We start from the raw sequence: 18,554 nt of genomic DNA, 5'->3' as shown, positions 1-18,554 counted from the left end.
TGGAAATTCAGGAATGGCGGCGGAACGACGCCAGGAACACGCCGGCCAGGATGAACAGCGAACCGAAGGTGCGGTTCATCCAGCGGATGTGCTTGGCATCGCGCAGCAGGCGCAGCACGCGCGCCGCCAGCAGCGTGTACACGCCCATCGCCACCAGGTCGGTGAAGGCCAGCGTGCCCGCCAGCGCCGCGTACTGCGGCGTCAGCGGCAAGGCGGTGTCGACGAACTGCGGCACCACGGCCAGCAGGAACACCGTGCCCTTGGGGTTCATGGTGTTGATCAGGAAGCCGCGCATCACCAGCTCGCGGATCGAGGCCTGCTTGGGATCGCCGGCATCGACCGCGACCGGCGCGGCGTCCGTGCGGATCTGGCGCACGCCCAGGTAGATCAGGTAGGCGACGCCGAGGTACTTGACCACGTTGAAGGCCATCTCGGAGGTGGCCAGCACCGCGCCCAGGCCGACCGCGACCACCACGAACTGGAACAGGATGCCCAGGATCAGGCCGGCCGTGTTCCAGTAGCCGCGGGCAAAGCCGTACTTCAGTCCGGAGGACATCGCGGAGATGGCCCCCGCGCCGGGCGAGAACGAAATGGCCCAGGAGGCCAGGAAGAACGTCAACCAGGTGGAAAGGGGCATGATGGCGCGGGTCCGTGGGTCGCAGTAACAGGTATGCCGCTGATATTACTTGGAGAGCAGCGCGGCGCGCGGGGCGCCGGCCGGGCGGCCGCCGTTGCCGTTGCCGTTGCCGGCGGGACGGGCGCTGCCTTCGGGGCGGCGGTGGTTCTGCTGCGGGCGGGCGTCGCCGCGGCCGGCGTGGGCCGGACGGTCGGACGGCTTGCCATCGCGCTGGCCCTGGCCGCCGCGGTTGTCGCCGCCGGCACGGGCCGGCGCCGGGGCGCGGCCGCCGTTGGCGCCGCGCGGCGCGGCGTTGGCCGGGCGCGAACGGGGCGCGCCGGCGTTGCCGCCGCGGCCGCCGTTACGGCCGCCGCCGCCACGCGGCTGGCGCGAGTCTTCGTCGCGTTCCTGGCGTTCGAAGGCGGCGGCGCTGGTGGCGGGCGGGGTCCAGTCGGCCACCGGCTTGCGCTCGATGGTCTTCTTGATCAGGCGCTCGATGTCCTTGAGCAGCTTGATCTCGCTGTTGTCCACCAGCGAGACCGCGGCGCCGGTGGCGCCCGCGCGGCCGGTGCGGCCGATGCGGTGCACGTAGTCTTCCGGCACGTTGGGCAGTTCGAAGTTCACCACCTGGGGCAGTTGGTCGATGTCCAGGCCGCGGGCGGCGATGTCGGTGGCCACCAGCACCGTCACGGTGCCGTCCTTGAAGCCGGCCAGCGCGCGGGTGCGGGCCGACTGGCTCTTATTGCCGTGGATCGCGGCGGCGGTCAGGCCGTCCTTGACCAGCTTTTCGGCCAGGCGGTTGGCGCCGTGCTTGGTGCGCGTGAACACCAGCACCTGGTGCCAGCCGCTTTCGCGGATGATGTGGCTGATCAGGTCGCGCTTGTGGTGCTGTTCGACCAGGTGCACCGTCTGGGTGACCAGTTCGGTGGCGGTGTTGCGCGGGGTGACCGAGACTTCGCCCGGGTTGTTCAGCACGCCGCGCGCCAGCGCGCGGATCTCATCCGAGAAGGTGGCCGAGAACAGCAGGTTCTGGCGCTGCTTGGGCAGCAGGGCCAGGATCTTGCGGATGTCGCGGATGAAGCCCATGTCGAGCATGCGGTCGGCTTCGTCCAGCACCAGGATCTCGACGCCGGACAGGTCGACCGTCTTCTGGCCGCAGTGGTCCAGCAGGCGGCCGGGGGTGGCCACCAGGATGTCCAGCGGCTTGCGCAGGGCGGAGATCTGGGGGTTGATGTTGACGCCGCCGAACATCACCATGGACGTCAGCGAGGTGTGCTTGCCGTAGGTCTGCACCGATTCGGCCACCTGCGCGGTCAGTTCGCGCGTCGGCGTCAGGATCAGGCAGCGCGGGCGGCCGGCCTTGCGGGCTTCCGGCTTGCGCTGCATCAGCAGATGCAGGATGGGCAGCGTGAAGCCGGCGGTCTTGCCGGTGCCGGTCTGGGCGGCGGCCAGCAGGTCGCCGCCCTTGAGGACCTGCGGAATCGCCTGGGCCTGAATGGGGGTGGGCGCGGTGTAGCCGGTATCGGCAATGGCGCGCAACAGGGAATCGGCCAGCCCGAGGTCGGCGAAAGAGGAAGAGGTAGTCAAAACAACTCCAGCGGCAGCCCGTCGCTCAAGTTGAGAGACTCCAATCCAGGCGGACGAATAAGGAGAAAAGGGAAGCGCCCCTGAGGGCGAAGCTTGGCGGCGAAGTGCCTAGCGGACGCGTGCAGATTGGCAAAGCACGCAAAGCCATTGTAGCCGATGCGGCGCCGCGGCATGTGGCGCACACGGTCTGCGGTATAGCTGCGTAACATTTTGCACTAATCGTGTACGAAATTAGTGTAATCCCTAAGCCGGCCTCCCTATAATCCGATCGCTTACCTCCATCACACAAGAATTAAGGGTTGCTATGAAAAAGGCGGCAATAGCGGGTCTGGTCGTTGCACTGGGTGCGATTTGGACCGGCACGGCCTGGTACACCGGCCAGAAGGCCGAAGCGTTCGTGAAGCAGTCGATCGAAGACGGCAACGTCGAACTGCGCAAGTTCGGTGAAAAGTGGGGCGTGACGCCGGTGATCGAACTGATGTCGTTCGAGCGCGGCGTGTTCTCGTCCACCGAGCGCTACCGCGTCAAGTTCACGCTGCCCGCCAAGGATGGCAAGCCGGCCGAGGAGCGTGAACTCCAGTTCGTCGAACACCTGTCGCACGGCCCGTTCCCGTTCTCGAACCTGGCCTCGGGCAAGCTGGCCCCGGCCATGGTCGCGAGCCGCTTCCAGATCGAGGAGACCCCGGCCGTCAAGGGCTGGTTCGCCGCCACCAAGGGCGCCACGCCGCTGACGGGCGCCTATAGCGTCAGCTACGGCAAGCAGGTCACCGGCACGTTCAACCTGGCCCCGGCCGAAGCCTCGACCGACAAGACCAAGCTGACCTTCGCCGGCATGGCTGCCGATGTCGACTTCGACACCAACACCAAGCACGGCGTGCTGGCGCTCAAGAGCGATGGCGTGACGCTGGCCGGCCCCGCCGGCGATAGCGATATCGTGGGCATGGCGGTCAAGGGCATCACGCTCAACAGCGACCTGACCCCGGGCAAGAACGACATGGCCATGGGCAGCCAGAAGCTGGTCCTCAAGGAATGGACCATCACGTCCCAGACCAAGCCGCCGGTGCTGCTCAAGGACACCAGCGTTGCCGTGGACCTGTCCGAGGCCGATACCGGCGTGAATGCCAAGATGGTGCTGGACTTTGGCATGATCAACGTCCAGGCAAAGGACATGGCGGGCCTGCAGTTGGCCATCGGCATGAAGAACATGGACCCCAAGGCGCTCAAGGCCCTGAACGACGTGTACGAGTCTTCGTCGCGCCGCATGATGCAAAGCGGCGGCCAGGAGGGTTCTTCCGAGTTCACGCCCGAAGAACAGCAGATCCTGAAGACCAACGTCGAACTGCTGCTGGCCGGCAATCCCAGCCTGTCGGTGTCGCCGCTGCAGGTGCGCACCGCCAACGGCACCTCGACCTTCAACCTGGACGTGGACCTGGCCAAGCCGGCCTCGACCGACAAGCCGGCAAGCGACCTGGCCATGGAAGCCATTCGCAAGCTCAACGCCAAACTGATCCTGTCCAAGGCCAATCTGGCCGACCTGATGGCGATCGAGCCGCAGACGCGCGGCGTGCCGGCCGACCGCGCCGTCCAGACCGCCAAGGGCCAGGCCGAAATGGTCGGCACCATGGCGGTGGCGATGGGCGTGGCCAAGGCGGAAAACGACAACATCGTTTCCTACCTCAACTACGCCGACGGCCAAGTGGACTTCAACGGCAAGAAGATGCCGCTGCAGCAGTTCATGATGATGGTCATGAGCGGCGCGATGGGCGGTATGCGCTAAGGCGCGGGCAAGACCCCGGCGCCGGCATGATGCCGGCGCCCCACGCGGGCTGCGGCGCCTTAGGGCGCGGCAGCCCGTTTTTCATGCGCGGCGTATGCTGGCGGCTTCGGTTCATGCGGGACCGGCGCAATTGGGAAGCGGGAAGGACATTATGCGGAAATGGGTGGCGGTGGGTTGCACCGTGCTGGCATTGGGCGCGATCTGGACAGGCACGGCCTGGTACACCGGCAAGCAGCTCGAGAGCGGCATGGCGCAGTTGGCCGAAAGCGCCGACGCGCAGGCGCGGCTGATCGGCGCGAAGCTGGGCGAGACGCTGTCGTTCGAACAACTGTCGTACGAACGCGGCGTGTTCACGTCGCAAGCGCGCTATCGGCTGAAGGCGCAGCCCTTGGCCAAGGATGGCCCCGGCGCGACGGGACGCGACTACGAGATAGTGGTGCGCCTGGATCACGGGCCGTTCCCGCGGTACCGCCTGTTGCAGGGCCATCTGTTTCCGGCCATGGCCGCCGCCCGCGCCGAGTTGGCGCCCACGCCGTCGCTGGAAACCTGGTTCGCCGCCGCGCAGGGCGGCGTGCCGATGACGGCCGAGGCCGTGGCGGGGTATGGCCGCGACATCGCGGCTTCCCTGGCGTTGGCGCCTGTCGAGCGCGCGCGCGACGAGTCCCGCTTCAGTTTCTCGGGCCTGACGCTGCAGACCGACGTTGCCGCCGGCGGCAAACACACCGTCGTGACGATCCGCTCGGACCGGGCCGACCTGTTCGAGCCGTTCATCAAAGACGGCGCGAACCACACGCGCCGGTTGGCCATGCGTGACCTGGCGATAAGGTACGACGCGACCCGCGCCAGCGACGAGACGGGCGTGGCCACGACCCGTGCGACCCTCAAGCAATGGACCGCCGAGATCGACGGCGAGCCGGTCACCCTGCGTGACGTCGCGGTGAACCTTGACGCCAGCGGCGCCGACAGCGCCATGCAAGGCAAGCTGGCCGTGCAGGTGGCGGGCATCGACACCCGCGCCGGACAGGTGGCCAACCTGCGCCTGGCGGCTGAGGCGCACAACCTGGACCTGGTGTCGTTTCGCGGGTTCCGCGACACCATGGAGGCCACGAAAGATGGCGGCGGCAGTATGAGCGACAAGATGGTGGGGGCAGGTCATGTGATGAAGTTTCTGTTGGCCGAACCTGGCTTCTCGCTGGCGCCGTTGCAGATCGATACCGCCAACGGCAGCGCCACGCTGCAACTGGCGGTGGGCCTGGCCGCGCCGACGCTGTGGAATCACTCGCCGGCCGCGGTGGTCAAGGAGACCGTGCGCAAGTTCGACGCGCGGCTGTCGGTGCCGGTTGCCAGCGTGGCCGACCTCATCGCCGTGCGCCTGCAGGCCGACGGCATGGCCGAGGCCGCCGCCCGCGACGCCGCGCGCCGGCAGGCCGATGGCGTGCGCGACCGCATCGTGGGCAGTCAATGGGGGCGCCTGGAAGACGGCAAGCTGCTGGCGAGCCTGAGCTACGCGGGCGGCCAGGTCGATTTCAATGGAGAGCGCATGTCGCTCGAGACCTTCCTGGCCTGGCTGATGTCGCGGGGCGAGAAGTAAAGCCTGCGCCCGACTCGCGGGCGCAGCGCGTCAGGCCGGCAAGGCGCCCGCCACCACGTCGCCGTTGCGCAGCACCGCCACATGGAAGCGCTTGTCGGCGGCCCGCATGATGTCCTCGGTCGGGTCGCCGCGCACCAGCAGCAGGTCCGCCACGGCGCCCTGCTGCACCACGCCATGGCCGTCCATGCCCATCAGGTCATGGCCGCGCGAGGTGGCGGCAATCAGGGCGTCGACCGGTGTCATGCCGAATTCCACCATGTAGGCCAGCTCCATCGCGTTCTCGCCATGCAGGTTGAACGGCGTGCCGGCATCCGTGCCCAGCGCGATGCGTCCGCCGGCCTTGTAGTACATCTGGATCGATTCGCGATGGCGCTGCTCCACCGCGCGCGCCTTTTCCACGGCATAGGCGGGAATGCCGTTGTCGGCGTTGGCGACGATGTTGCGCACGGCCGCGATGGTCGGCACCAGGTAGGTTTCGGCCGCGAGCATTTCCTCCAGGCACTGCGCGTCCATGAAGATGCCGTGCTCGATCGAGTCGATGCCGGCGCGCACCGCGTTCAGGATGCCCTGCGTGCCTTGCGCATGGCTGGCGGTGCTCTTGCGAAAGCGCTTGGCTTCGTGCACGCCCGCCTTCATTTCGTCGAAGCTGTAGTGCGCATCCATCGGGCTCACGCCCGGCGTCATGACGCCGCCGGTGGCCATGATCTTGACCAGGTCGCAGCCGGCGTGGACCTGCTCGCGCACCGCCTTCACCACTTCTTCGCAGCCGTCGGCGACGCGGCCGATGCGGTTGCCGTGGCCGCCCGTCATGCAGATGATGCGCCCCGAGGCCTTGATGGTCGGGCCCGGGAACACGCCGCGCGCAATGGCGTCGCGCACGCCGAATTCCAGGTAGTCCTTGCCGCCGCAATCGCGCAGCGCCGTGAAGCCGCCGCGCAGCGCGGCTTGCGCGTTCTCCAGCGCGGTCAGCGTAATCTGGGCCGGGCCTTGTTTCGACATCTGCGTCTGCGGGTCGGCGCCGCCGGTGTAGACCAGGTGCACGTGGCAGTCGGCCATGCCGGGCATCAGCGTCATGCCCGTGGTGTCGATGCGCCGCCCGGCGAAGCCGTTGAATTCGGCGGCCGGCGCCACCCGCGTGACCTGCCTGCCCTCGACCAGCACGCCATGGCCCGGCAGCATTGCGCCATGTCCGTCGAACACCTTGCCGCCGATGAAGAGGGTCTGTGGCAACGCACTCATGTCTCGCTCCTTGTCGTGTGGGTGAGGCTCAGCCTTCCACCTCCAGTCCCTCGCGGGACATGGATTGCAAGCGGGGCATCAGCCCCAGCAGGTGCTGGCTGTAGGGATGCTGCGGATGCTCGAACAGCGCCTCGGTGTCCGCCACCTCCAGCAGTTCGCCGTAGCGCATCACGCCGACGCGGTCGCACATCTGGCGGATCACGGGCAGGTCGTGGCTGATGAACAGCATGGTCAGGCCGAGTTGTTCCTGCAGGTCCTTGAGCAGGTTCAGGATCTGGGCCTGGATCGACACGTCCAGCGCCGACGTGGGTTCGTCGCAGATCAGGAAGCGCGGCCGCGTGGCCAGCGCCCGCGCGATGCAGATGCGCTGGCGCTGGCCGCCGGAAAACTCGTGCGGGAAGCGCTCGGCGGCGCGCTCGCCCAGCCCGACCACGTCGAGCAGGTCCGCCACCACGCGGCGCGTCTCGGCCTCGCTGGCCGCCAGCTTGTGAAAGCGGATCGGCTCGGCCACGATGTCCAGCACGCGCATGCGCGGATTGAGCGACGAGAACGGATCCTGGAAGATCATCTGGATCTGGCGCCGGAACGGGTTGAGCTGCTTTTCGCCCTTGAGCGCGGTCAGGTCAGTGCCGCCGAACGTGACCGAACCGCCGCTGGGCGTGTACAGGCCCGAGATCAGCCGCGCCACGGTCGACTTGCCCGAACCGGATTCGCCCACCAGGCCGAATACCTCGCCTTCGCCGATCGAGAAGTTGACGCGCTTGACGGCATCCAGCGTGCGCTGGTTGCGCTTGAACAAGGCGCTCTTGAGCACGAAGCGCATGCTCAGGTCCCGGACCTGCACCAGCGGGCCTTCGCCGCGTGCGCCGAAGTCGCGCCGCTGGCCGAGCCAGTGGGTGGCCAGGTCGAGCGGCTTGGCCGGTGTCTTGACGTCCTCGATGTAGGTGACCAGCGGAAAGCGCTTGAGCTTGATGTCCGGGCGCGGCACGGCCGAGATCAGGCTGCGGGTATAGGGATGATCGGGATCGCCCAGGATCTTGGCGGTGGGCCCCTGCTCGACCAGCTTGCCGTGGTACAGCACCGCCACCCGGTCGGTGACGTCCGCGATCACGCCCATGTCGTGGGTGATGATGATCATGCCGACCTGCTCCTGGCGGCAGAGCTTTTTCAGCAGCTCCAGGATCTGCGCCTGGATCGACACGTCGAGCGCGGTGGTAGGTTCGTCGGCAATGATGACCTCGGGTTCGCAGCACAGCGCCAGCGCGATCACCACGCGCTGCCGCATGCCGCCCGAGAACTGGTGCGGATACTGTTGAACGCGCAGCTCGGGCTGGTCGATGCCGACCTGCGCCAGCAATTGCACCGCGCGCTGCCTGGCCTGGTCGTGCGTCAGGTCCAGGTGCACCAGCATGGTTTCGACCAGTTGGCTTTCCACGGTCTGCAGCGGGTCGAGCGAGGTCAGCGGATCCTGGAAGATCATGCCGATGCGGCGTCCGCGCACCTTGCGCTTCTGCGCCGGGGTAAGGGTGTCGATGCGTTCGCCGTCGAGCAGCACCGCGCCGCCGGCCAGACGGCCGGGCGCTTCGAGCAGGCCGATCACGGCGTTGCCGATGGTCGACTTGCCGGCGCCGGACTCGCCGACCACGCCCAGGATCTCGCCTTTCTCCAGCGACAGCGACACGCCGTCCACCGCCACCAGCGTGCCGCGGCGGCTGGGGAATTCGATGCGGATGTCTTCGATGTTCAACAGGGCCATGGCATCCTCAGCGCAGCTTGGGGTTGAGCGCGTCGCGCAGCCAGTCGCCCAGCAGGTTGACCGACAGCACCAGCGCGACCAGCGCGATGCCGGGGAAGATCGAGATCCACCACATGCCCGAGAACAGGTAGCTGTTGCCGATGCGGATCAGCGTGCCCAGCGACGGCGCGGTCGGCGGCACGCCCACGCCCAGGAACGACAGCGTGGCTTCGGTGATGATGGCGATCGCCAGGTGGATGGTGGCGATCACCAGCACCGGCCCCATGACGTTGGGCAGGATGTGGCGGCGCAGGATGGTGACCGGGCCGATGCCGATCAGCCTTGCCGCTTGCACGTATTCCTTGTTGCGTTCCACCAGCGTCGAGCCGCGCACGGTGCGCGCGTACTGCACCCAGCCCGAGATGCCGATGGCGAAGATCAGCACGTACAGGGCCAGTTCGTCGTGCATGTCGCGCGGCAACAGTCCGCGCGCCACGCCGTCGATCAGCAGCGCCACCAGGATGGCGGGGAACGATAGCTGCACGTCGGCGATGCGCATGATGAAGCTGTCGACGCGGCCACCGGCGTAGCCGCTGATCAGGCCCAGCGTGACGCCCAGCACCATCGAGAACAGCACCGAGGCGAAGCCCACCAGCAGCGACACGCGCGAGCCATACAGCACGGCCGAGAGGATGTCGCGGCCCTGGTCATCGGTGCCGAGCAGGAAGTCGGGGCTGCCGCCCTCCTGCCATGCTGGCGGGGTGTTGGCGTCCATGATGTTCAGGGAAGCCAGGTCGAACGGATTGTGCGGCGCCACCACCGGCGCGAACAGCGCGCCCAGCAGGATGGCCAGCGTGACGGCGGCGGCGACGATGGCGCCGGGCGAGCGCTTGAAGCTGTGCCAGAGGTCGCTGTCGGCGGCGCGCGCGAAGAAGGGAGCGATGCGGGCGTTCATGAGGCGGTTCCCTTATTTGCTCTGCACGCGCAGGCGCGGGTCGACGGCGAAATACAGCAGATCGACCACCAGGTTGATGACGACGAACATGAAGGCGATCAGCACCAGGTAGGCGGCCATCACCGGGATGTCCACCATGCTGATGGCCTGGATGAACAGCAGGCCCATGCCGGGCCACTGGAACACCGTTTCGGTGATGATGGCGAAGGCGATGATGGAGCCCAGTTGCAGGCCGGTGATGGTAATGACCGGCACCATAGTGTTCTTGAGCGCATGGCGGAAATTGATCAGCCGCTCCGGCAGGCCGCGGGCGCGCGCGAACTTGATGAAGTCGGCGCGCAGCACCTCCAGCATCTCGGCGCGCACCAGCCGCATGATCAGGGTCATCTGGAACAGCGCCAGCGTGATGGCCGGCATGATCAGCGCCAGCAGGCCGGATTTGGTCAGGAAGCCCGTGGTCCACCAGCCCAGCCCGACCACGTCGCCGCGCCCGAAGCTGGGCAGCCATCGCAACTGCACGCCGAAGAACAGGATCAGCAGGATGCCGATGAGGAAGGTGGGCAGCGAGATCCCGGCCAGCGAGATCGCCATGAAGGTCTTGGACAGCACGCCGTGGCGCTTGAGCGCGGTGTAGATGCCCATGGGGATGCCAAGCGCCAGCGCCATCACGGCGGAGACGAACGACAGCTCCAGCGTGGCCGGCAGGCGTTCTTCGAGCAGTTCGCTGACCGGCCGGCGATGGCGATAGGAAATGCCGAAGTCGCCGCGCACCGCGTTGGCGACGAAATGCGCGTACTGCACCACGAACGGATCGTTCAATCCCAACTGTTCGCGCAGCTGCTCGCGCTGCTCGGGCGTGGTGTCCTGCCCCACCATGCTGGCGATCGGATCGCCGACATAGCGGAACATGGAGAACGCGATCAGCGCCACCGTCAACATCACCAGCACCGACTGGATCAGCCGCTGCGCAATAAAGGAAAGCATGGTTGGATGCCCTCTTGGTCGGATAACGCCGGGCCGCGCGTTGCCGGTCGCGGCAAGCGGGGCTGGGCCGGGCGCGCCCGGACGGCTGGCGCCGTCGCGGGGGTCGCATCAACACGGCGCCGTGCACGCCCTGCGGCGTGGCGCGGCGCCCGGGGACTACGGCAGGACCACGTCGCGCAGGTCGAGCACGTCGTCGGCGCGCTGGATGACCTTGATGTTGTCCTTCACGCCCCACGACATCGGCTGCTGATGCAGCGGCAGGTAGCCGAAGTCGCTGCGCACGATGCCGAAGGCTTCCTTGATCATCGCGTTGCGCTTGGCCTGGTCGGTCTCGACGCCGATCTTGGCGGTGAGCTCGTCGACCTTCTTGTTGCAGTAGCCGCCCAGGTTGAACTGGCCCGCCGCCGTCTTGGCGTCGCGGCACGCGGCCAGGTTCAGCAGCGTGTTGTGCGCGTCCGTCGAGCTGGGCGTCCATCCGAGCATGTACATGCTGGTCTGGTTGCCGGCCTGCAGCAGGATCTTGCCGAAGTACTTGGACTTGGTCTGCGCCAGCAGGTTGATCTTGATGCCGACGCGCGCCAGCATGCCGGCCACCGCCTGGCAGACCTTCTCGTCATTGACGTAGCGGTCGTTGGGGCAGTCCATGGTGACAGTGAAGCCCTTCGGATAACCGGCCTCGGCCAGCAGCTTCTTGGCGCGCTCCGGATCCGGCTTGTAGGGCGCGCCGAACGATTCGTCGTAGCCGTTGATGGCAGTGGCGATCAGCGAACCCAGCGGCTTGGCCGCGTTGCGCATGATCTTTTCATTGATGGCCTTGGTGTCCACGGCCAGCACCACCGCTTCGCGCACCTTGGGATCCTTGAAGGGGTTCTTGCCCTTCACGTCCGAGAACAGCAGTTCGTCGCGGTCCTGGTCCATGCCGATGAAGATGGCCCGGGCCTCGGGCGCGGTCAGCGGCTTGACGCCCTTGGCGTCTTCCAGGCGCTTCCAGTCCTGTACCGGTACCGGCTGCACCAGGTCCATCTCGCCCGAGATCAGCGCGGCCACGCGCGTGGCCTCCTGCGTGATCGGCTGGAAAATGACTTCATCGACGTTGGTCTTGATGTCCTTGTTCCAGTAGCCGTCGTAGCGCTTGAGCACGGTCTTTACGTCCGGCTGGCGCGACACCAGCATGAACGGGCCGGTGCCGTTGGCGTTGAGGTTGGCGTAGTTGCCCTGGTTGTCGCCCTTGACGTTGGTGGCCTCGGTGGTCTTGTTCTTCTCCGACCACGTCTTGCTCATGATGTAGAGGAACACCCATTCGCGCGGCAGGATCGGGTTGGGCGTGGGGGTGGTGACCTCGATGGTGTAGTCGTCGATCTTCTTGATGTCGGAGGCCTTGGCGCCGTAGCCCTTCATGTCGGAGCCCGGCGTCAGGCTGCGCTTCCAGGAGAAGATCACGTCATCGGCGGTGAACGGCGAGCCGTCGTGGAACTTCACGCCCTTGCGCAGCTTGAAGACCCATTTGGTGGGCTCCGGGTTTTCCCAGCTCTCGGCCAGCAGCGGCGTCAGTTTCAGGTTGCCGTCATAACCGGCCAGCGTTTCGTAGATGTTGCCCTGGAAGCCCAGCGTGAACGTCTCGTTCAACGCCATCGGGTCCATCGACGTGGCGTCGCCTTGATAAGACCAGTGGAAAGTCTTGGCGGCCGCGCCGGCGCTGAACGCCAACGAGGCCGTCAGTGCAGCCGCCAGCGCCGCTTGTTTCAGGTGGGGGAAAGTACGCATAGCCCTCATGCTCCGTAATGCGCGGATAGCGCGACAGAAGTGATAGGGCCCTGGCCCCACGGGGAGCCGGGGCATGGCGTTGCTGCTACGAGGAAAGGCGGTTCACGGTAGATCCAACCCCTTGTGATTGTCATGGCGGGATGGACCGCACCGATGCAGAACGAATCTTATAGATCGATTCGTTTAAGCGTCAATCGGTTTGGGTTGGGGTTAGTACTTGCTTGCTTTCGCCAATTCGCGCACCACCTGCTTGCGTCGCTCGCTGTCTTCGTGGCCGGGCGCCAGCGCCGACCATTCGGGGCGACTGCGGGCTTCCTTGAGCGCCTCGGGCAAGGGACCGCTGCGCAGCGCCTCGTTATCAGGCCGTTCCAGCCGCAGCGGCGAGCGGGCCGCGTGGCCGCGGCGCTCGAGCGCGTCGATCAACTGCCGCTGGCGCAACGCCAGCAGGCGCAGCACCGCGTCGTCGACGCTGATCTCGCGCCAGCCGCGCAGTTTGCCGGCGACGCGCTTGCCGAGCTTTTCCACGCCCTGCCACAGGCCGCCGGCGGCGGCGCCGATCAACATGCCGGTGCCCAGGCTCAAGCCTGCGCTGAGCAGGTCCACCGCGGCGCCGGCCATGGCGCCCGCGGCTGCGCCCATGCCGACCTGCACGCCCATGTCCTTGAGCGCCTGCGGGTGGAACAGGTCCATGCCCCAGCGTTCACCCTGCAGGGGCAGCGCGTCGTCATCGAAATCGGATGAACGGAAGTTGTAGAGCGCCAACAAGGCGCTGACGCAGGCCTGTTCGCGTTGCCGCACCTGCTGGCGCAGTTGCTGCGCGGTCGCGGCCAGCGCCGCTTCGTCGCTGGCGCTGGTCAGGCGCAGCGCGGCGACGTCGACCAGCAGATCGGCCAGCAGTTCGCACGCCGCCTCATGACGCTCGCGGCGCTGGCGCGCCAGGCTGTCGGCCAGTTGCGCCAGGGTGTCGGCATGGCGGTCCAGCAGCACGCCGAGCTTGGCGTATAGCTGCTGTTCGCCATCGAGCGGCGGTGCGACGGTGTCGAACTCGACCGCCGCGTGCAGCCCGAGCCGGGCCAACGCGTCGCGCCATTCGCCGGCGCGGTGCGCGGGGGCATTGACGAAGTTCAGCACTGGCAGCAAGGGGCGGCCGCAGGCGGCCAGGATGGCCAGTTCGTCGCGATGCTTGCCGAGCACGGGGTCGCGCGCGTCGACCACGTACAGCGCGGCGTCGCAGTCCAGCATTTTCTTGAGCACGCGCGCTTCCTGCTCGTAGCGGCCGTGCGCTTCCGGGGTGTCGAGAAAGCGCTGGATGCGCGCCGGTCCGTCGAGCCTTTCGCCAGGCTGGGCGAGGCGTTCCAGATACTCCAGCAAGGCGATGCTGTCTTCCATGCCCGGCGTGTCGAACCATTCCAGCACCGGACGGCCGTCCAGCCGCAGGCGCGCGCCCTCGACGTGCCGCGTGGTGCCGGGCTGGTCGGCCACTTCGCCGAAAGTGGTGTCGCGCGTCAGCGTGCGCAGCAGGGAGGTCTTGCCGGTGTTGGTGTGGCCGACCACGGCGATGCTGATGAGCGGCTCACGCATCGCCGTGCTCCAGCCAGTCCAGCGGCGCGCCGCCGGCGCTGATGATGGCGCCAGCCTCCAGGCCCAGGGCCGCCAGACGCTCGCGCCAGACGGGTTCGCGCGTGTCGGCGGCGGCGGGCGCACGCAGCCAGACGCGGGTCTGGCCAGCGTGCGCGGCCAGTTCGGCGATCAGCGCCAGCGTGCCGCGGTCGGGCGTCTGGCGCGCGTCGCAGGCGATCAGCAGGCGCGAGGCGCCGGCTTGCGACAGCGCGTCGAGCAGCCGATTGCGCTGCTCGCGGGTATCGAGATTGCCGGCCATGCGGATGGCGTCGGGCAGGCCGGCGGGCGGCCAGTCCAGATCCGTCGGCAGCTCCAGCCCCAGCAGCACGGGCTGGCCGCCCATGCTCGCCGGGACGGCCGACTCGACGCGGGGCTGATGCAGCGGATCGACCGGGCGGTCGATGCCGGTGGATTGGGCCGGCGGCTCCAGGCGGTCGCGCAGCGCCGCGTAGCCGGCCAGCGCGGGATCGATGCGCAGGCCGCGCAAGGCGCGCCGGGCGACGGCGACGCATGCCAGCCACGCCACCAGGCGCGGCAGGATGCCGTAGGTCACCAGCACGCCGATCAGCCACCACGACCACTGCACCTGCGCGTCGGCCGCCAGCGCCTGGATGCCGTCGCTGGCGCGCACCATGGCGGCGTCGGGCAGCGGAAAACCCAGATGCGCCGGCAGCCAGCCCGCCACCTGGGTCAGCCAGACGAAGGTGTCCGGCGCGAGCAGCGTGGTCGCCCAGATGAAGCGGTAGCTGGCGGTGGTCAACAGCGCCAGCAAGGTCGCCAGCGCCGCGCTCAGGCCGGCCAGCCACAGCCCGTGGCTGACGGCGCCGAACAGCGCGCGCAGCGCGCCCGCGCGGGCCAGCAGATTGAGCAGGGCCTGCGGCACCAGCGCGCTGTCCGGGCCGCGCGCCAGCTTGCGGGTGGCCCACAGCCAGAGGCGCCCCAGCGGGGTCATCGAGGCGGGCGTCAGCAGGAAGCTGGCCAGCCACAGCAGGAAAGTGAGCGCGTGCAGGCCAAGCAAGGCGCCCAGCGCCCACAGCACATTGACGGGACGGGCGCCGTCGCCCAGCGCGCCGGCGGCCACGCCCGCGCCCGACAGCAGCGCCAGCAGCAGCAACACCGCCAGCACGGCCCAGGCGCTGCGGCGCCAGCCGTCCACCAGCGGCGCCAGGCCTTCGCGTCGCGCCAGGTGTTGCGCGCGGGCCAGGATGCGGTCTGGCAGGTCGGCGTCCAACTGGCGCACCCGCCGCACCACGGCGGCGTCTTCCAGCGGCCCCCAGTGCGCTTCGCGCAGCCGGACCAGCTCGGCCACCCAATGCGCGTGCAGCGGCGAGGGGCGGGAGGCGTCGGGGACAGCGGAAACGTCGCGGGAAGTCGGCGATGGCATCGCGGGCGGGGCAGGCGATCAAGGCCGCGAAGGGCGGTGCGCCATTGTAGACCGGGCGCGCCGGCGGGGTCGGCGGTTCAGTGGCCGCGGCGGGCGGCGCGGTACTGGCCCGGCGTCACCCCGACCGCGTCGCGGAAGACGCGCGACAGGTGGCTGGCGTTGCCGAACCCGGCGGCCTGCGCGATGGCCGCCAGGTCGCCCTTGCCGGCGGCCAGCAGGCCGCGCGCATGCGCCAGGCGGCGGGCGCGCACCCAGGCGTGCGGCGGTTCGCCGAACGAGGCGTGGAACATGCGCGCGAAGTGATAGGTGGACAACGCGGCCACGCCGGCCAACTGGTCCAGCGTCAAGGGCTCGGCGAGATGCGCGTCGACATAGTCCATGACACGCCGGCGCACCGCGGGCGCCAGGCCGCCGCGCGCTGGCGGCGCGACCTTGCGCGACACACCCTGCAGCAGCAGGTGATGCAGCACGGTCTCGGCCGCGCTGCTGGCGGCCAGACGGTCGGCGGGCGCGCGCCAGTCGGTGTCGAGCAGGGCCCGGCAGACGTCGGTCAGCGAGTCGTCGTGGATATAGGTGCGGTCGCGCAGTTCGAGCGAGCGCGGCTCGCAATCGAGCCGCATCACCGCCTCGCGCGCCAGCCGCTCCGGCGCGATGTACAGATGCAGGAAGTGCACCGTGTCGTTCATGCACCAGCGGGAATAGTGCTCGGCCGGCAGCACGCAGAACTTGCCGGCGCCGCCATGCAGCGGGTTGCCCACGCGGAAGGATTTCTCGCCGCCATGCAGGTACAGCGACAGCGTGTGATGCCCGGGCATGTCGTAGCCAAGCGTCTCATGGGCGCTGCGGCTCCATTGCGAGATGGCGATGCCCTCGCCCAGCGAGGCCGCGCGCGCCAGCGTCGCGGTGGACGCGGACAGCGTGCGGAAAACGGAGAAGTCGGACGGAGCCGATGCGATGGTGCCCATGGAACCGAAATGCTACTGCGATCCTTGCGCGCGTGGATCGCGCGGAGCAAGAAAAAACCGCAAGAACCGGCAATTTTCGTGGCCCGCGCGGGCGCAGACTGCGCGACAGGGCGACGCATTTTCGCGCGCCCGGATTCCATGTCTCTTTTCGCCCTGTCGAGCGTCCGAAAGTGAATCTCTTCCTGTATGTCCTGACCGTCATCATCTGGGGCACCACCTGGATTGCCATCAAACTGCAGTTGGGCGTGGTGCCCATTCCCGTGTCCATCTTCTACCGCTTCGCGCTGGCCGGGCTGGTGCTGTTCGCCGCCCTGCTGCTGACGCGCAAACTGCAGCGCATGGACCGACGCGGGCACCTGTTGTGCCTGGGTCAGGGGCTGTGCCTGTTCTGCCTGAACTTCCTCTGTTTCTACACCGCTACGCAGTGGATTCCCAGCGGCCTGGTGTCGGTGGTGTTCTCGGCCGCGACGCTGTGGAACGCGCTCAACGCGCGGCTTTGGTTCGGCACCCGCATCGCGCCGCGCGTGCTGGTCGCCGGCGTGGTGGGATTCAGCGGGCTGGTGTTGCTGTTCTGGCCCGAACTGGCGGGCCAGCAGGCCAGCCACGAGACCCTGCTGGGCCTGGGCTTCGCGCTGCTCGGCACGTTCTGCTTCTCGACCGGCAACATGCTGTCGTCGCTGCAACAGCGCGCGGGCCTGCGGCCGCTCACCGGCAACGCCTACAGCATGCTGTACGGCGCGGCGGTGCTGCTGGCGGGCTGCCTGGCCGCGGGCGTGCCGTTCCGCTTCGACACCTCCACGGCCTATGTTGGCGCGCTGGTGTACCTGGCGATTCCGGGGTCCGTGATCGGTTTTACTGCCTACCTGACGCTGGTCGGTCGCATGGGGCCGGCGCGCGCGGCGTACTGCACCGTGCTGTTCCCCGTGGTGGCCTTGAGCGTGTCGACCTTTGCCGAGGGCTATCAGTGGACCCCTGCCGCGTTGCTGGGTCTGGCGCTGGTGATGTTCGGCAATCTGCTGGTTTTCACCAAGTGGTCGCCGTTCGCACGCCGTATCGCGGCGTAGGGCGATGGCGCCGCGGTGTGCATCGGCGCCGGGCGACGAGCGCTAGCCCTGGCGCGCCAGCATGCGCAGCGCGTCGAGCAGGCGGTCGATCTCGTCGTCGCGCGTCAGGTAGCTGACCGAGGCGCGCGCGATCTGCGTCAGCCCGCGCGCGTTCATGTCCAGCGGCGTGTACGGCACGCCGTTGCTGCCGATAATGATGCCCTGCGCCGCCAGGGCCCGCTGCACCGCGGTGGCTTCGTGCCCGGCAAGGTTGAACGACACCAGGCCCGAGCGCTCGCGGCCCTGGTCCAGGACCTCGATGCCGGCAATCGCGGCCAGTTCCGCCCGCAGGGCCTGGGCGACCGTGTCGATACGGTCGCGGATCGCTTCCAGGCCGATATCGAGCGCTTCGCGCAGCGCATTGGCCTGGCCGCAGCGCAGCGCCAGCGAGGCCTCGGCGGATTCGAAGCGCGCCGCGTCGGCGCGCACTTGCGGCTGGCCGTCGGCACCCAGCGGCGCCGAATAGGTGTCGACGAACGCCGGCGTCAGCCGTGGCAGGAAATCGCGCCGCACGTACAGCAGGCCGGTGCCGCGCGGGCCCCGCAGGGCCTTGCGACCGGCGCCGCTCAGCACGTCGCAGCCGACCTCGGCCACGTCCACCGGCAATTGCCCAACGGCCTGCGCCGCATCGATGAAATACGGCACGCCGGCGGCGCGCGCCACGCGGCCGACGGCGGCGGCCGGGTTGATCAGGCCGCCGTTGGCGGGCAGCCAGGTCAACGCGATCAGCCGCACGCGTTCGTCCAGCATGGCTTGCAGCGCGGCCGGATCGACGCAACCGCTGTCGTCCGACGGGATGGTCTCGATCGAGGCGCCGGCGCGTTGCGCCGTCAGCCGCATGGCGGAGAGATTGCCGCCCCATTCGTGGCGTCCGACCAGGATGCGGTCGCCCGCGCGCCACGGGCCCAGCGCGGCGAAGGCCGCGCCCCAGCCGGGGGAATTGCCGCCGGTCAGGGCAATCTCGTCGGGCTGGGCGTTGAGCAGGCGCGCCGCCAGTTGGCGCGCCTGTTCGGTCGTTGCGCGCGCGGCCACGCCCGCCTCCATCGGCCCTTGCTCGGCTTCGCGCCGCAGGTGGGCCTGGATGGCGTCCAGGGTGGCGGCGGACGGCAGCGAGGCGCCCGCATGGTTGAAATGGACGGTGGTGCGCGTGCCGGGCGTGGCGGCGCGCAACGCTTCCAGGGCGGCGGGGGTCAGGGCGGCGGACATGGCAATTCCAGGAAAATCGCGCCGGGCG

Annotated in this window: 14 protein-coding genes; 3 read left to right on the top strand and 11 right to left on the bottom strand. The window is 68.5% G+C overall.

The features are described 5' to 3' along the window. Positions 1 to 7 precede the first annotated feature (7 nt). Positions 8 to 637, bottom strand: coding sequence for a LysE family translocator (locus SB816_RS00765; protein ID WP_049070507.1), 630 nt, complete (start codon positions 635 to 637; stop codon positions 8 to 10). A gap of 45 nt (positions 638 to 682) precedes the next feature. Further along, positions 683 to 2,203 (bottom strand): DEAD/DEAH box helicase, encoded by a 1,521-nt coding sequence (locus SB816_RS00760; RefSeq protein WP_116791561.1) that lies wholly within the window; start codon positions 2,201 to 2,203, stop codon positions 683 to 685. A 304-nt stretch (positions 2,204 to 2,507) separates the two neighbouring features. Here SB816_RS00760 and SB816_RS00755 point away from each other — a divergent pair, with 304 nt between their 5' ends. Further along, positions 2,508 to 3,980, top strand: coding sequence for a YdgA family protein (locus SB816_RS00755; RefSeq protein ID WP_054503762.1), 1,473 nt, complete (start codon positions 2,508 to 2,510; stop codon positions 3,978 to 3,980). A gap of 151 nt (positions 3,981 to 4,131) precedes the next feature. Further along, the gene (locus tag SB816_RS00750) at positions 4,132 to 5,571 is read left to right on the top strand and encodes a YdgA family protein (RefSeq protein WP_410546402.1); all 1,440 of its coding nucleotides are present in this window, start codon (positions 4,132 to 4,134) and stop codon (positions 5,569 to 5,571) included. Positions 5,572 to 5,601: 30 nt separating this feature from the next. Here the strand turns inward: SB816_RS00750 and SB816_RS00745 are convergent, their stop codons facing one another. The 8 genes from SB816_RS00745 to SB816_RS00710 form a co-directional block, all read right to left on the bottom strand. Beyond that, positions 5,602 to 6,810, bottom strand: coding sequence for a metal-dependent hydrolase family protein (locus SB816_RS00745; protein WP_054503761.1), 1,209 nt, complete (start codon positions 6,808 to 6,810; stop codon positions 5,602 to 5,604). Positions 6,811 to 6,838: 28 nt separating this feature from the next. After that, positions 6,839 to 8,566, bottom strand: a complete 1,728-nt coding sequence (locus tag SB816_RS00740; RefSeq protein WP_054503760.1) for an ABC transporter ATP-binding protein — start codon at positions 8,564 to 8,566, stop codon at positions 6,839 to 6,841. A gap of 7 nt (positions 8,567 to 8,573) precedes the next feature. Further along, positions 8,574 to 9,500 (bottom strand): ABC transporter permease, encoded by a 927-nt coding sequence (locus SB816_RS00735; protein ID WP_054503759.1) that lies wholly within the window; start codon positions 9,498 to 9,500, stop codon positions 8,574 to 8,576. Between the two features lie 12 nt (positions 9,501 to 9,512). Then, positions 9,513 to 10,484, bottom strand: a complete 972-nt coding sequence (locus tag SB816_RS00730) for an ABC transporter permease (RefSeq protein WP_024067408.1) — start codon at positions 10,482 to 10,484, stop codon at positions 9,513 to 9,515. 156 nt (positions 10,485 to 10,640) lie between these two features. Beyond that, positions 10,641 to 12,248, bottom strand: a complete 1,608-nt coding sequence (locus tag SB816_RS00725; RefSeq protein WP_064527542.1) for an ABC transporter substrate-binding protein — start codon at positions 12,246 to 12,248, stop codon at positions 10,641 to 10,643. 210 nt (positions 12,249 to 12,458) lie between these two features. Further along, positions 12,459 to 13,829 (bottom strand): GTPase/DUF3482 domain-containing protein, encoded by a 1,371-nt coding sequence (locus SB816_RS00720; RefSeq protein ID WP_064527545.1) that lies wholly within the window; start codon positions 13,827 to 13,829, stop codon positions 12,459 to 12,461. Continuing rightward, entirely contained in the window at positions 13,822 to 15,252 is a 1,431-nt protein-coding gene (locus SB816_RS00715) for a DUF2868 domain-containing protein (protein ID WP_410546401.1), read from the bottom strand. The genes SB816_RS00720 and SB816_RS00715 overlap by 8 nt, the downstream gene beginning before the upstream one ends. A gap of 77 nt (positions 15,253 to 15,329) precedes the next feature. Then, positions 15,330 to 16,217 (bottom strand): helix-turn-helix domain-containing protein, encoded by an 888-nt coding sequence (locus SB816_RS00710; RefSeq protein ID WP_054503755.1) that lies wholly within the window; start codon positions 16,215 to 16,217, stop codon positions 15,330 to 15,332. A 170-nt stretch (positions 16,218 to 16,387) separates the two neighbouring features. Here SB816_RS00710 and SB816_RS00705 point away from each other — a divergent pair, with 170 nt between their 5' ends. Further along, positions 16,388 to 17,281: a DMT family transporter gene (locus SB816_RS00705; RefSeq protein ID WP_410546400.1), complete on the top strand. Its 894-nt coding sequence runs from the start codon at positions 16,388 to 16,390 to the stop codon at positions 17,279 to 17,281. A 42-nt stretch (positions 17,282 to 17,323) separates the two neighbouring features. Here SB816_RS00705 and SB816_RS00700 read toward each other — a convergent pair whose 3' ends face one another. Next, the gene (locus SB816_RS00700; protein WP_054503753.1) at positions 17,324 to 18,526 is read right to left on the bottom strand and encodes an aminotransferase class V-fold PLP-dependent enzyme; all 1,203 of its coding nucleotides are present in this window, start codon (positions 18,524 to 18,526) and stop codon (positions 17,324 to 17,326) included. Positions 18,527 to 18,554: the final 28 nt, after the last annotated feature.

The organism is Achromobacter sp. SIMBA_011 (assembly GCF_046535435.1).
Taxonomy (GTDB): domain Bacteria; phylum Pseudomonadota; class Gammaproteobacteria; order Burkholderiales; family Burkholderiaceae_B; genus Achromobacter; species Achromobacter dolens.
Note: the sequence above shows the minus strand (reverse complement) of the source record. Positions and strands in the feature narration are given on the sequence as shown.

What these genes read in the sequence shown, in the direction of transcription:
- SB816_RS00765 (WP_049070507.1), bottom strand. Translation starts at nt 637, where the DNA reads ATGCCCCTTTCCACCTGGTTGACGTTCTTCCTGGCCTCCTGGGCCATT.
- SB816_RS00755 (WP_054503762.1), top strand. Translation starts at nt 2,508, where the DNA reads ATGAAAAAGGCGGCAATAGCGGGTCTGGTCGTTGCACTGGGTGCGATT.
- SB816_RS00700 (WP_054503753.1), bottom strand. Translation starts at nt 18,526, where the DNA reads ATGTCCGCCGCCCTGACCCCCGCCGCCCTGGAAGCGTTGCGCGCCGCC.
- SB816_RS00725 (WP_064527542.1), bottom strand. Translation starts at nt 12,248, where the DNA reads ATGCGTACTTTCCCCCACCTGAAACAAGCGGCGCTGGCGGCTGCACTG.
- SB816_RS00750 (WP_410546402.1), top strand. Translation starts at nt 4,132, where the DNA reads ATGCGGAAATGGGTGGCGGTGGGTTGCACCGTGCTGGCATTGGGCGCG.
- SB816_RS00745 (WP_054503761.1), bottom strand. Translation starts at nt 6,810, where the DNA reads ATGAGTGCGTTGCCACAGACCCTCTTCATCGGCGGCAAGGTGTTCGAC.
- SB816_RS00710 (WP_054503755.1), bottom strand. Translation starts at nt 16,217, where the DNA reads ATGGGCACCATCGCATCGGCTCCGTCCGACTTCTCCGTTTTCCGCACG.
- SB816_RS00720 (WP_064527545.1), bottom strand. Translation starts at nt 13,829, where the DNA reads ATGCGTGAGCCGCTCATCAGCATCGCCGTGGTCGGCCACACCAACACC.
- SB816_RS00715 (WP_410546401.1), bottom strand. Translation starts at nt 15,252, where the DNA reads ATGCCATCGCCGACTTCCCGCGACGTTTCCGCTGTCCCCGACGCCTCC.
- SB816_RS00740 (WP_054503760.1), bottom strand. Translation starts at nt 8,566, where the DNA reads ATGGCCCTGTTGAACATCGAAGACATCCGCATCGAATTCCCCAGCCGC.
- SB816_RS00735 (WP_054503759.1), bottom strand. Translation starts at nt 9,500, where the DNA reads ATGAACGCCCGCATCGCTCCCTTCTTCGCGCGCGCCGCCGACAGCGAC.
- SB816_RS00730 (WP_024067408.1), bottom strand. Translation starts at nt 10,484, where the DNA reads ATGCTTTCCTTTATTGCGCAGCGGCTGATCCAGTCGGTGCTGGTGATG.